Annotated in this window: 11 protein-coding genes; 3 read left to right on the top strand and 8 right to left on the bottom strand. The window is 68.0% G+C overall.

Features of this window, described 5'->3' with window-relative positions; translation table 11 throughout:
• Position 1: 1 nt before the first annotated feature.
• Both AQ610_RS01760 and AQ610_RS01755 read right to left on the bottom strand, forming a co-directional pair.
• Complete coding sequence (locus AQ610_RS01760) at positions 2 to 682, bottom strand: hypothetical protein (RefSeq protein WP_006029313.1); 681 nt, start codon at positions 680 to 682, stop codon at positions 2 to 4.
• On the bottom strand, positions 679 to 1626 hold the full coding sequence (locus AQ610_RS01755; protein WP_006029312.1) for a type IV pilus biogenesis protein PilM: 948 nt from the start codon (positions 1624 to 1626) through the stop codon (positions 679 to 681). Before AQ610_RS01755 ends, AQ610_RS01760 begins: the two co-directional genes overlap by 4 nt.
• A gap of 239 nt (positions 1627 to 1865) precedes the next feature.
• Between AQ610_RS01755 and AQ610_RS01750 the strand changes: the two genes are divergently transcribed.
• Positions 1866 to 4250: a penicillin-binding protein 1A gene (locus AQ610_RS01750; RefSeq protein WP_015600166.1), complete on the top strand. Its 2385-nt coding sequence runs from the start codon at positions 1866 to 1868 to the stop codon at positions 4248 to 4250.
• 112 nt (positions 4251 to 4362) lie between these two features.
• On the opposite strand, the gene cyaY is transcribed toward AQ610_RS01750, so the two are convergent.
• Positions 4363 to 4689 (bottom strand): iron donor protein CyaY, encoded by a 327-nt coding sequence (cyaY, locus tag AQ610_RS01745; RefSeq protein WP_006029310.1) that lies wholly within the window; start codon positions 4687 to 4689, stop codon positions 4363 to 4365.
• Between the two features lie 36 nt (positions 4690 to 4725).
• On the opposite strand from cyaY, the gene lptM reads away from it, so the two are divergent.
• Together lptM and lysA are read left to right on the top strand one after the other, a co-directional pair.
• Positions 4726 to 5010, top strand: a complete 285-nt coding sequence (gene lptM, locus AQ610_RS01740; protein ID WP_009913837.1) for an LPS translocon maturation chaperone LptM — start codon at positions 4726 to 4728, stop codon at positions 5008 to 5010.
• 10 nt (positions 5011 to 5020) lie between these two features.
• Positions 5021 to 6292 carry a diaminopimelate decarboxylase gene (lysA, locus tag AQ610_RS01735; protein ID WP_006029308.1) on the top strand — a complete coding sequence of 424 codons (1272 nt, stop codon included), beginning with the start codon at positions 5021 to 5023 and terminating at the stop codon, positions 6290 to 6292.
• Between the two features lie 191 nt (positions 6293 to 6483).
• Here the strand turns inward: lysA and msrQ are convergent, their stop codons facing one another.
• The 5 genes from msrQ to AQ610_RS01710 form a co-directional block, all read right to left on the bottom strand.
• Positions 6484 to 7206: a protein-methionine-sulfoxide reductase heme-binding subunit MsrQ gene (msrQ, locus tag AQ610_RS01730; protein WP_006029307.1), complete on the bottom strand. Its 723-nt coding sequence runs from the start codon at positions 7204 to 7206 to the stop codon at positions 6484 to 6486.
• Between the two features lie 9 nt (positions 7207 to 7215).
• The gene (gene msrP, locus AQ610_RS01725) at positions 7216 to 8211 is read right to left on the bottom strand and encodes a protein-methionine-sulfoxide reductase catalytic subunit MsrP (RefSeq protein ID WP_009913838.1); all 996 of its coding nucleotides are present in this window, start codon (positions 8209 to 8211) and stop codon (positions 7216 to 7218) included.
• Positions 8212 to 8375: 164 nt separating this feature from the next.
• Positions 8376 to 9566 carry a c-type cytochrome biogenesis protein CcsB gene (gene ccsB, locus AQ610_RS01720; RefSeq protein ID WP_006029305.1) on the bottom strand — a complete coding sequence of 397 codons (1191 nt, stop codon included), beginning with the start codon at positions 9564 to 9566 and terminating at the stop codon, positions 8376 to 8378.
• A 4-nt stretch (positions 9567 to 9570) separates the two neighbouring features.
• A complete protein-coding gene (locus AQ610_RS01715; protein WP_043283297.1) occupies positions 9571 to 11751 on the bottom strand; it encodes a cytochrome c biogenesis protein ResB in 2181 nt (726 codons plus the stop codon).
• 128 nt (positions 11752 to 11879) lie between these two features.
• Positions 11880 to 12527 (bottom strand): c-type cytochrome, encoded by a 648-nt coding sequence (locus tag AQ610_RS01710; protein WP_015602090.1) that lies wholly within the window; start codon positions 12525 to 12527, stop codon positions 11880 to 11882.
• Positions 12528 to 12720: the final 193 nt, after the last annotated feature.

The raw sequence follows: 12720 nt of genomic DNA, 5'->3' as shown, positions 1-12720 counted from the left end.
TTCACGCGCCCTCCCGCACAGCCGCCGTCGCGCGCGCCGCCACGCTCGCGACGCGGCCCCGGTCGCCGGCGGGCCAACGAATCCGCACCGTGAACGAGAGCGACCGGCCGCCACCCGCCTCTCGCCCCCACGAAGTCCGCGCGGCCTGCAAACCCGCGACCTCCATCGTCCAGCCGCGCTGCGCGGCATCGAGATCGCGCAGCCATCGCTCGGCCGATGCCGGATCGAGCGCGCTCGCTTCGAGCAACGCATCGCGCCCGTCGCAGCGGATCGACCGCAGCCGCACGCCGTCGTAGCGCAGTTGCCGCAGTGCGTCGAACAGATCGACTGTCCGCTGGCGCGGCCCGGCGCGCTCGGCGGCCAGCGCCGCGCGTTCGCGCTCGGCGTCGCGCAGCCGCGCGGCCTGCTCCGCGGCTTTCAGTTGCGGCGCCCACGCGGCGAGCCGGCGCTCCATCAGCGCACGCTGCGCATCGAAGCGCGCACGCTCGAACGTGCGCCCGATACGCCAAAGCGCGACGCCCGCGAACCCCGCGCAAGCGGCGGCCGCCAGTTCGCCGAGGACGCGCCGCCGCGCCCGGCGCGCGTCGCGCGCGCGGTACGGCAACAGATTGAAGCCGCCAAGCCAGGCGCGCAGGAGCCGCGCGTTGCGCGGCGACGCGCCGCTCGCGACGCCGGGCGTCATTCGAACACCCCGCGCAGCGCAAGCCCGAACGCGACCGCGAAACCCGGCGAATGGGCGAACCCGTCGTCGACCGCGCCGAGCGGACCGCACGCCGCGCATTCGAACGGCAATACGATGCAGCCGAGAAGATCGCCGACGTCGGCAAGCGAAATCTGCGCGCCGCCCAACCATTCCGGGTCGCCCGCGACGAACGCGCAGCGCGGCGCGCCAGCCCGCGCAAGCTCGCGCAGCGCGTCGGCAAGATCTGCGTGCTCGGGCGCCGGATAGCGAATCTGCGCGGCAACCGCATCGGCCGACACGAGCCAGCCGTGCACGCCGCTCTCGCCGATCCAGACGCCGAGATACGGCTCGCCGCCGTCGACCTCGCGCGCGGCGACATGGCGTATCGCCCGCAAGGCGGCGGGCGGCTCGCCGTCGATCGCGACGAGTTCGACGCCCGCCGCCGCAGCCGCCTCGATCCGCACGTCGAGATGCACGTGCGCCGCAGTCGCAAACGCAACCTCCGGCGAAGCGCCCGCGTCGTTCACGCACCAGTCGACTGCGAGCGCATCCCGCGCGAGCCCGGTCAGCCGCTCGGCCGCCGCTCGCACCGCGGGCTCGACGGCTGCCGCGGCGTCCGCCCGCTGCCACGCGAGCGTCGCGGTCGAGAACGCGCCTTCCGGCAGCGCCATCACGCCCGCCATCGTCCACCGCGCAAACCCCGCCGGCCGCACCTGCGGCGCGCGGCCAAGCGCCGCCGTCATCGCGGCCGCCACGGCTGCCCAGTCGGCGTCGGCCGGCTCGTCGAACGCGCCGGCCGGCAAAGGCTCCGCGTCGAGCGCCTCGAGCCGGACCGTGCCGCCCCGGATGCGCCGGCTCAGCACCGCGATCCGCACCGCGCGCCGGTTCACGTCGATCCCCGCCGCGAAGCGCCGGCCGACCGACCACCACGAACGTCCTTGCATCTCAGTCCTCCATCAGCGCGCCTCCCGTCGAGGCACGATATGGAGCCCATTTTGCGAAGCCGGCCGGCGCGCCGGGAGTCTGCCGAACGGCCAACGCGTGCGCCGCCGGGCCGCCGGCGCGCTACAGTAAGTCATCGGCGCGCCGCCCGGCCGGGACGCGCCGGTTCCCGCCCGGAACCCTTCCGGAGTCCGGCAAAACCGGGCGGCTATAATCGCGGGAGTGTTTTTCTGGTGTGTCTATGCAATCTACGAATCCTACGTCCCCGCCCGAGCCGCGCCGCCGCCCCCTGTGGCAGAAGCTCGTGCTCGGCGTAGCAGGCGTGTGCGTGGCGCTCGCAGTCTGCGCCGGGCTCGTGCTCGGCTACGCGCTCGTCGTCGCGTCGCCGAACATGCCGTCGCTCGACGCGCTGACCGACTACCGCCCGAAGGTGCCGCTGCGCATCTACACGGCCGATCACGTGCTGATCGGCGAATTCGGCGAGGAACGCCGGGACATCGTCCGCTTGCAGGACGTGCCCGATTCGCTGAAGAAAGCGGTGCTCGCGATCGAGGACGCGCGCTTCTACGAACACGGCGGCGTCGACCTGACGGGCATCATCCGCGCCGGCATCGTCGCGCTGACGAACGGCCACGCAACTCAGGGCGCGAGCACGATCACGATGCAGGTCGCGCGCAATTTCTTCCTGTCGAGCGAGAAGACGTACACGCGCAAGATCTACGAGATGCTGCTCGCGTACCGGATCGAGCGCGCGCTCACGAAAGATCAGATTCTCGAGGTCTACATGAATCAGATCTATCTGGGTCAGCGCGCTTACGGCTTCGCCGCCGCCGCGCACGCGTACTTCAACAAGGACCTGAAGGACATCACGCTCGCCGAGGCCGCGATGCTCGCGGGGCTGCCGAAAGCGCCGTCCGCGTACAACCCGGTCGCGAATCCGAAGCGCGCGAAGGTCCGGCAGCAATATATCCTGCAGCGTATGCTCGAGCTGAACTTCATCACGCGCGAGCAGTACGACGAGGCGCTCGCCGAGCCGCTCGTCGTCAAGAGCCCGAGCCGCGAATACAGCGTGCACGCGGAATACGTCGCCGAAATGGTGCGGCAAATGATGTATGCGCAGTACAAGGACGAGGCTTACACGCGCGGGCTGAACGTCGTCACGACGATCGATTCCGCGGACCAGACGCTCGCGTACCGCGCGCTGCGCAAGGGCCTGATGACGTACGACCGGCGCCACGGCTATCGCGGCCCCGAAGGTTTCATCGAACTGCCCGCGAACGAAGACGACCGCGAGCAGGCGATCGACGACGCGCTCGTCGACCATCCGGACAACGGCGAGCTGATCGCGGCCGTCGTCACCGAAGCGAGCGCGCGCCAGATCCGCGTCGTGTTCCCGAACGGCAGCGACGCGACGGTGAGCGGCGACGATCTGCGGTTCGCCGCGAGCTCGCTGTCCGCGAACGCGCAGCCGAACAAGCGGATCCGCCCCGGCGCGATCGTGCGCGTGTTCAGGAACGATGACGGCTCATGGGCGATCGGGCAACTGCCGCAAATCGAAGGCGCGTTCATTTCGATCGTCCCGCAGGACGGCGCGATCCGCTCGCTGATCGGCGGCTTCGATTTCAACAAGAACAAGTTCAACCACGTGACACAGGCGTGGCGGCAGCCGGGCTCGTCGTTCAAGCCGTTCATCTATTCGGCATCGCTCGACAAGGGGCTCGGCCCCGCGACGATCATCAACGACGGCCCGCTCTACTTCAGCGCCGCCGAAACGGGCGGCCAGCCGTGGGAGCCGAAAAACTACGGCGGCGGCTTCGAGGGCCCGATGTCGATGCGCGTCGCGCTGCAGCGCTCGCGCAACCTGGTGTCGATCCGCATCCTGAACCACATCGGCCCGAAATACGCGCAGCAATACATCACGCGCTTCGGCTTCGACGCGGACCGCCATCCGGCCTATCTGCCGATGGCGCTCGGCGCGGGCCTCGTCACGCCGCTGCAGATGGCGGGCGCGTTCTCGGTGTTCGCGAACGGCGGCTACCGGATCAATCCGTATCTGATCGCCGAAGTGACCGATCCGAGCGGCAACATCGTCGCGCGCGCGCAGCCGCTCGTCGCCGAGCAGAACGCGCCGCGCGCGATCGACGCGCGCAACGCGTATGTGATGAACAGCCTGTTGCAGAGCGTCGCGCAGCGCGGCACGGGCGCGCGCTCGAACGTGCTGAAACGCACCGATCTCGCCGGCAAGACCGGCACGACGAACGACTCGCGCGACGCGTGGTTCGGCGGCTATCAGCACACGCTCGCGGCGATCGCGTGGATCGGCTACGACAGCCCGCGCAGCCTCGGCGATCGAGAAACCGGCGGCGGCCTCGCGCTGCCCGTGTGGATCGACTACATGGGGCCCGCGCTCAAGAACGTGCAGGAATACAAGATGCCGGCGCCCGACGGCGTCACCACGCTCGGCGGCGAGTTGTACTTCGACCAGTTCACGCCGGGCCGCGGCTTCGTCTCGGCAGTCGGCGTGAACCTGCCGGCCGCGCCGCCCGCCTCCGCGAGCGCCGTGCCCGGGCACGTCGACGAGCAGGAAAAGCAGGACATCATGAATCTGTTCCGCGGCGGCAACTGAGCGTCGTTCGTGTAAAAGACAAAAGCGGCCTTCCGGCCGCTTTTGTCATAGGTTGCTCGACTCGGCCGCGCTCGCGCGCGATGCGCGCCTTCGCCGGCCGCCGAAGCGCGCATCACGCGCCGAACGCGATCGGCATGCCCGCCTGCTGCGTCGCATAGCCCGTCAGCGCCGCGAAGAACTCTTCGCCGCTGCGCGTATCGCGCCATGCGCCGTCGACGAACCGATAATGGAACCCCCCCGCCTTCGCGGCGATCCACACTTCCTTCATCGGCGGCTGCAGGTTCACGATGATCTTCGAGCCGTTCTCGAACGTGAGCGTGAGCACGCTGCCGTTGCGCTCGAGATCGATGTCGGCGTCGCCGTCGTTGGCGGCGTCGACCGAGCGCTCGACGGCCGCCAGCACAGCTTCGGCCTGGGTCAGGTAATCGGTATCGGACATGCTAAACTCTATCGATTCAATTGTTTAGGGACGGTCATGCGTATCGTTTTGCAGATGAGCGCGATTGTAGCGGCTTTGGCGCTCGCGGGCTGCGGCCAGCGCGGGCCGCTGTACATGCCGGTCGTGCCGCCGCTGCCGCCCAAGCCGACTGAACAGACGCAGCCGCCGCCGTCGGACGTGACGCCCGACGCGGAAACGGCTTCGGCGCGCGACGACGGCGCCTCGGGCGCCGCCGGCGCGCCGCTCACGCTGTCGCCCGACCTGTCGACGCAACGCACGCCGAAGGCGGCGGCTGCGTCCGGCGCTTCCTCCGCCCAATGATCGATCCTGCATGACTCAAGCTGCATTCGACTACGTCGACGGCACGCTCCACGCCGAGCGCGTGTCCGCCGCCGACCTCGCCGAGCGTTTCGGCACCCCGCTCTTCGTCTATTCGCGCGCCGCGCTCACCGCGGCCTACGAGGCCTACGCGAAGGCCTGCGCCGGCCGCCGCGCGTCGATTCACGTCGCCGTGAAGGCGAACAGCAACCTCGGCGTGCTGAACGTGTTCGCGCGCCTCGGCGCGGGCTTCGACATCGTGTCGGGCGGCGAGCTCGCACGCGTGCTCGCGGCAGGCGGCCGTGCGCAGAACGTCGTGTTCTCGGGCGTCGGCAAGAACGCCGACGAAATGCGCATCGCGCTCGAAGCAGGCGTCAAGTGCTTCAACGTCGAATCGATTCCGGAGCTCGACCGGCTGAACGCCGTCGCGGCGTCGCTCGGCAAGCGCGCGCCCGTGTCGCTGCGGGTGAATCCGGACGTCGATCCGAAAACGCACCCTTACATCTCGACGGGGCTGAAGGCGAACAAGTTCGGCATCGCGTTCGATGACGCGCGCGCGACGTACCGCGCGGCGGCCGCGCTGCCGAACCTCGAAGTCGTCGGCATCGATTGCCACATTGGCTCGCAGATCACCGAGCTGAGCCCGTACCTCGACGCGATCGACAAGCTGCTCGACCTCGTCGAGCAGATCGAGGCGGACGGCGTGAAGATCGGTCACGTCGACGTCGGCGGCGGGCTCGGCATCACGTACGACGACGAAACGCCGCCCGACATCGGCGCTTACGTGCGCGCGGTGCTCGAGCGCATCGACGCGCGCGGCCACGGCCATCGCGAAATCTGGTTCGAGCCGGGCCGCTCGCTGACGGGCAACGCCGGCATTCTGCTCACGCGCGTCGAATTCCTGAAGCAGGGCGAAGAGAAGAACTTCGCGATCGTCGACGCGGCGATGAACGACCTTGCGCGCCCCGCGATGTACCAGGCGTTTCACGCGATCGAGCCGGTGACGCCGCGCATGGACGTCGCGGCCGCCGTGTACGACGTCGTCGGCCCCGTCTGCGAGAGCGGCGACTGGCTCGGGCGCGGGCGCTCGCTCGCGATCGCGCCGGGCGATCTGCTCGCGATCCGCTCGGCGGGCGCGTACGGCTTCACGATGAGCTCGAACTACAATACGCGGCCGCGCGCGGCGGAAGTGATCGTCGACGGCGCGAACGCGCATCTGGTGCGACCGCGCGAGACGGTCGAAAGCCTGTTCGAACGCGAAGCGGTCCTGCCCGACGGCCGGTAATCGCAGGCAAACGGCGCGCTTGCGCGGCGAACCAGCAAGTCGGCAAGCCCCGATCGAGAAAGGCGATGTCCGAACGGACATCGCCTTTTTGTTTGCCCGTCGCGCAGTACGACCCGTGCGGCCGGTACGGCCCGAGTCTCGGGCATGTCGTTCGGATCGCGCGCGCCGCGCGATCGCCCGCCACACTCGCGCTACGACGCGCGCCCGCCCGCCCCCGCACCGCCCCAGCGCTGCCGCGCCCACACGAGCGCGCGCCAGCCGAGCAGCACGAGCACGATCGCGCCATACAGCTTCGGCAGCACGAGATCGTGCTTGCCCGCCTTCATCCACCAGAAATGCAGGATGGCGAACGTCGCAATCGCATAGATCGCCTTGTGCAGCGTCTGCCAGTGCCGGCCGAGCCGCCTCGCGATCGCGCGCGGCGACGTCGCGGCGAGCGGAATCAGCAGCACGAACGCGGCGAAGCCGACCGTGATGAACGGACGCTTCACGACGTCCTTCGCGATCTCCATCACGTCGAACCATTTGTCGAACCAGATGTAGGTCGTGAAGTGCAGCACCGCGTAGAAGAACGCGTAGAGCCCGAGCATGCGCCGCAGCCGCAGCAGCGCGTTGATGCCCGTCAGCCTGCGCAGCGGCGTGACGGCGAGCGTGATGCACAGGAACACGAGCGTCCAGAGTCCCGTCGAGCGCGTGACGAATTCGATCGGATTCGCGCCGAGCTGGTCCGTCATGCCGAAGAACACGATGCGCGCGAGCGGATACAGCGCCGCGACGAACACGGCGATCTTCACGGGCGCGAGCCAGCGCGGCGCGCCGCCCGCGCGGCCAGCGTTCCGTTGCGGCGCGCGGCCGCGCGCGCCGGCGCCCGCGGTCGTCCCGGCAAATGTCGAGGGTTGCATGTCGTTCTCCATTCGCCGCACTCAAAAGTATTTCTTCAGATCCATGCCGCGATACATCGACGCGACCCAATCGCCGTAGCCGTTGAACATCAGCGTCTTGCGCTTCGGCGTGAAGAAGCCGTCCTCGCCGATGCGCCGCTCGGTCGCCTGGCTCCAGCGAGGGTGATCGACGTTCGGATTGACGTTCGAATAGAAGCCGTATTCGTTCGGTGCGTAAGTGTTCCAGCTCGTCGGCGGCTGCCGGTCGACGAAGCGGATCTTCACGATCGACTTCGCGCTCTTGAAGCCGTACTTCCACGGCACGATCACCCGCACGGGCGCGCCATTCTGGTTCGGCAGCACCTGCCCGTAGACGCCCATCGTGAGCAGCGTCAGCGGATTCATCGCCTCGTCCATCCGCAGGCCCTCAGAATACGGCCAGTCGAGGATTGGCGCGGACAGCCCCGGCATTTGCGACGGGTCCGCGAGCGTGACGAACTGCACGTATTTCGCGTTGCCGGTCGGCTCGACGCGCCGGATGAGCTCCGCAAGCGGAAAGCCGATCCACGGAATCACCATCGACCAGCCCTCGACGCAGCGCAGCCGGTACACGCGCTCTTCGAGCGGCGCGAGCCTCAACAGCTCGTCGATGTCGTAGACCTTCGGATTCCTGATCTCGCCCTCGACCGACACACGCCACGGATGCGGCCGCAGCGTGCCGGCGTTGCGCGACGGATCGCCCTTGCCGGTGCCGAATTCGTAGAAGTTGTTGTAGGTCGTGATGTCCTTGAACGACGTCACCTTCTCGGGGACGACGAACTTCGGATTGGTCGGCGCAGCGAGCTTGCGCGCCTTCGCGTCCGGCGACGCGTAGGCGGCAAGCGCGAGCCGGTGCGCGCCGACGAGCCCGCCCGCCGCGGCGGCGCCCGCCGCCTGCAGGATGCGGCGGCGGTTCTCGAACACCGCTTGCGGCGTGATTTCGCTGCGCGGGATGTCGTCGCCGGCAAGCGACGCGCGCAGCGTTTTCCTGATCAACATGTCGATGCTCCGTTCTGCCAGTCTGGACGCTCACGTCCCGACAAACCTTGGACTCCGTTCCGCGCCGGCCGTTTCGGCCGCGTAGCGCCGAATGGCCCGCGCAAGAAAAAACCGCCGGGCACGCAGTGCGTCGGCGGTTATTAGTCGTTCGAACGACGCGGATCTTACAGCTTGCCGTAACTGTGCAAGCCGGACAGGAACATGTTGACGCCGAGGAACGCGAACGTCGTGACGAGAAGGCCCGTCAGCGCCCACCACGCGGCAACCGTGCCGCGCAGCCCTTTCATCAGACGCATGTGCAGCCACGCCGCGTAGTTCAGCCACACGATGAGCGCCCAGGTTTCCTTCGGGTCCCAGCTCCAGTAGCCGCCCCACGCCTCGGCCGCCCACAGCGCGCCGAGGATCGTCGCGATCGTGAAGAACGCGAAGCCGACCGCGATCGACTTGTACATCAAATCGTCGAGCACCTCGAGCGCCGGCAGGCGATCGGCGAGCACGCCGCGCTCCTTCGCCAGATACGCAACCGCGACCATCGCGGACAGCGCGAAGCTCCCGTAGCCGATGAAGTTCGCGGGCACGTGGATCTTCATCCACCAGCTCTGCAGCGCGGGCACGAGCGGCTGGATCTGCTGCGCGTCGCGCGCGATCGAATACCACATCAGGAAGCCGACCGCCGCGCTAATCACGAGCAGCACAAACGCGCCGAGCGCGCGCGTGCCGTAATGCCCTTCGTAGTACAGATAGAGGAGCGCGGTGATGAGGCTGAACAGCACGAAGACTTCGTACAGGTTCGACACCGGGATGTGGCCGACGTCCGAGCCGATCAGATACGACTCGTACCAGCGCACCATCAGCCCGGTGAAGCCCATCAGCACGGCGATCCACGTGAGCCGCTGGCCGATCGCGCCGCCCGTCTCGGAGCGCGACAGCATGCCGATCCAGTAGAAAAGGGTCGCGAGCACGAAGAGCGCGCTCATCCACAGGATCGCCGACTGGCTCGACAGGAAATACTTGAGCAGGAACGCCGAATCGGCGCGCGCGAGGTCGCCGTGATAGAGCTGCAGCGACAAGAGCGACAGCGCGGCGATCGCCGCCATCAAGAGCCGCGCGGGCTTCCAGCGCCAGCCGAGCACGACGAGCGCGGGCACGGTGCCGATCAGCACGGCCTTGTCGTAGTAGTCCATGTGCGCGTGGTACTGCGCGAGCGCGAAGCCTGCGCCCGTCACGAGCGCCAGCGCGAACAGCCAGTCGACGAGCGACAGGCGGCGCAGGAACGGCCGGTCGTCGAAACGCGGCGGCTCGGCCGCGTCGGAAGCGCGCGGCGCGCGGGATAACGAAACTTGGGTCAGATCCATGATGTTACCGAGTCGAGTCCTTGGTGCCGGCGCCATCGGACGCGCGGGAGACAGGCGGCGCGCCAAGGGCGGTCCCGGCCGCATCGCGCGTCTGCACGAATTCCTTTTCGAAGTCGAACGTCTTGCGCGCGGTGGACATCGCCATCAGCACGCTGACGCCCGCGCCCGTATCCTTGAGCCAGAACCAAAGGCGTCGCTCGCGCACGTAGAACATCGCGAAGATGCCGGCGACGAGCAGCAGGCTGCCAAGATACACCAGATTCTTGCCCGGCGCGCGCGTCAACTGGAACACCGACGCCTGCACCTGCCTGAACGAATCAAGCTGCAGATAAACGGGCGCGCCGTACAGGAAACTGTCCGACAGCGCGTTGATCGCGTTCTGCACGAAGCGCACCGTGTCCTGCGCCTGCTCGACGGGCGGCTCGCCCGCGCGCTCGCGCGCAACCTGCCAGACCTCCCACATCGAACCCTCGAGCATCCGCAGCAGCAGCGCGGCGGCCTTTTCCTTCTCGTCCTTCGGCACCGAGCGGTCGATGAACGTCGCGACCGCCTGGAAGCCGCCGATCGGATTGCCGTCCGGGCCGCGGCCGATGCTGCCGTCCGCGCCGGCGAACAGGGTCAGGACGCGCCGCGCGCTGTCCTCGAGCCGGTCGCGCAGCGCGGCGTCGCCCGTGCCGAGCGAATGCTGCGCGAAGCGGCGCGCCGCCTCGTCGCGCACGGCCGGATCTTCGAGCGCCGCACGCAGCCGCATCCATTCGCCGACGGTGTCGCGGCTGTCGGCCGGAATCCGCAGATAGCGGAACGGATCGTTCGGGCTCGCGCGCACGCCGGCGAGGAACACGCGCTCGCCGCCCATGTCGACGGGCAGCATGTAGTTGTTGAATTCGCGCGCCTGGCCGTCCTTGCCGCGCACCTTGTACTGGACCGACGGCCCGATGTTGTGCAGCTCGACGGGCTTCGACGTCTTCGCACCGGAGCCGAGCCGCTCGTCGAAGATCTCCTTGATCGAACGGTTCGCCGCGACGCCGCGCGCGTCGGTCTTGCCGTTCGCGTCGGTGATGTTCTCGACGTTGATCGCGCGGAAATCGGCGAACTCGACAGTCTCGCCGTCGGCGCCCGCCGCCGGGAGCGGCACCGAATTGCCGATCGTGCCCTTGAACGGGAAGGTCGCCGCGCTCGCGCCCGTCATCGGAAACGCGGTCATTTCCATCAGCGAGCCGCCGTCCTGGAAGCTCGACTGATAGATCGACACGCCCTTGTACGTAAACGGCTTGTTGACCTCGACGCGCGCGGGAATCCGCTTGCCGGTCTCGCGATCGACGACGACGATGTCGCTCGCGAAGAGCTTCGGCATGCCGGTCGAGTAATAGTCGACGATGAATTTCTCGAGCTGGATCGAGAACGGCAGATCCTGGATCAGCGAGCCCGTCGGCTGATTGAGGATCGCGGTCGACACGTACTGGCCCTCCGGCACCCATGCGTAGCCGCGGAACGTCGGGTTCGACGCGGACAGCCGATGCTCGGGCCCGATCTCGCTGATCGTCGCGCTCGTGTTGACGGGGCTCTTGCCGAGCGCCCACATCTGGAATTTGATCGGCAGGTTGCTGTCGAGCAGGCCGCCCACGCAGATCACGACGATCGCGACGTGCGCGGCGATGTAGCCGAACTTCGTCATCGCGCCGCGCTTCGCGGCGACGAGCGTCGCGCCGTCCGCTTCGCGCACGACGTGCCGGTACCCCGCCTTCGCGACGAACGCCGCGACGGTCCGCGTCGCGCGCGCGCGGTCGCCCGCGACCGCGAACTCGGCCTTGTGGTGGAACGCGCGCAGGCTGCCTTCGCGGACCTTGTCCTTCCAGCTCTTCGCATCGGCGAGCATCTTCGGCGCGTTGCGGATCACGCACAGCGAGATCGACACGACGAGGAAGATCAGGATCAGCATGAACCACCACGCGCTGTAGACCGTATAGAGGCTCAGCGAGCGGAAGATGTCGGCCCAGAACGGGCCGAACTGATTGACGTAGTTAGGGTACGGATCGTCCTGCGTGAGGACCGTGCCAATGATGCTCGCAATCGACAGGACGACGAGCAGCGCGATCGCAAAACGCATCGAGCTCAACAGCTCGACCGCGCGCCTGACCGCGGACTGTCCCGCTCTCGACTGCAACCCCGACGTGGTAACGCTCATTCAAACTCCAACTCACAGCAAAAAAGGGCAAGGCGGCCGTTCTTCGACGGCGCCCCACCCTTTTCTTGTTCTAGCGGCCGCCGCACGGGCGGCCGGCTCGTTCATCCGGCTCGTGAACCGGACGCGGCTCAGTGCAGGCCGGCGATGTAATCGGCAACGGCCTTGACCTCGCTGTCCGTCAGCCGCAACGCGATCTGATGCATCGCGTCGTTGCTGCGCGTGCCCTGCTGGAATGCGGTCAACTGCGCGACCGTGTAGTCGGCCCATTGCCCCGACAGCCGCGGATACTGAACCGGAATCCCCTGCCCCGTCGGCCCGTGGCAGCTCGCGCAGGCGGGCACGCCCTTCTCGGCGACGCCGCCGCGATAGATCTTCTGCCCGACCGGCACGGTGGCCGCGTTGCGCGCGGCGCCCGGCTTCGCCGACTGCGACCCGTAATAGGCGGCGACGTTGCGCGCGTCCTGATCGTTCAGTGCGCTCGCGAATCCGACCATCACGGAATTGACGCGCACCGGCCCCTTCGCGCCCGGCTGCGCCTTGAAATCGTGCAACTGCTTGACGAGATAATCGGGGTGCTGGCCGGCGAGTTTCGGGAACGAACCCGTCACGCTGTTGCCGTCGACGCCGTGGCATGCCGCGCATACCTGCGCCGCGATTGCCTTGCCCCGGTCGAGATCCGGCTTCGCCGCATCCGCCGCCTTTGCCTCCGCCATGAAACCAACGAGCCCTGCCACCGCGAACTGAAGCACCACCAAAGACTTGCTCAGTCGATTCATTCGCACACCTTGTTTCGTCTTGTGGGAGTAATGAGGTTCTGCAAAAAACGACGGCGCCCAGTCTACCGTAGAAGCGCGCTCCGAAGCCTCCACCGCCTGCGGCAAATGCGTCGTATTGTACAATACGCCGATGAAAGCCTTGATGCCCATCAGGGCTACCTCGGGGCTCCCCGCCTTCCACCGCGCGGCTTGC

Source organism: Burkholderia humptydooensis (assembly GCF_001513745.1).
In the GTDB taxonomy this organism is placed as follows: Bacteria; Pseudomonadota; Gammaproteobacteria; order Burkholderiales; family Burkholderiaceae; genus Burkholderia; species Burkholderia humptydooensis.
The sequence above is the reverse complement of the archived record's forward strand: the minus strand, read 5'-3'. Positions and strand labels throughout refer to the sequence as shown.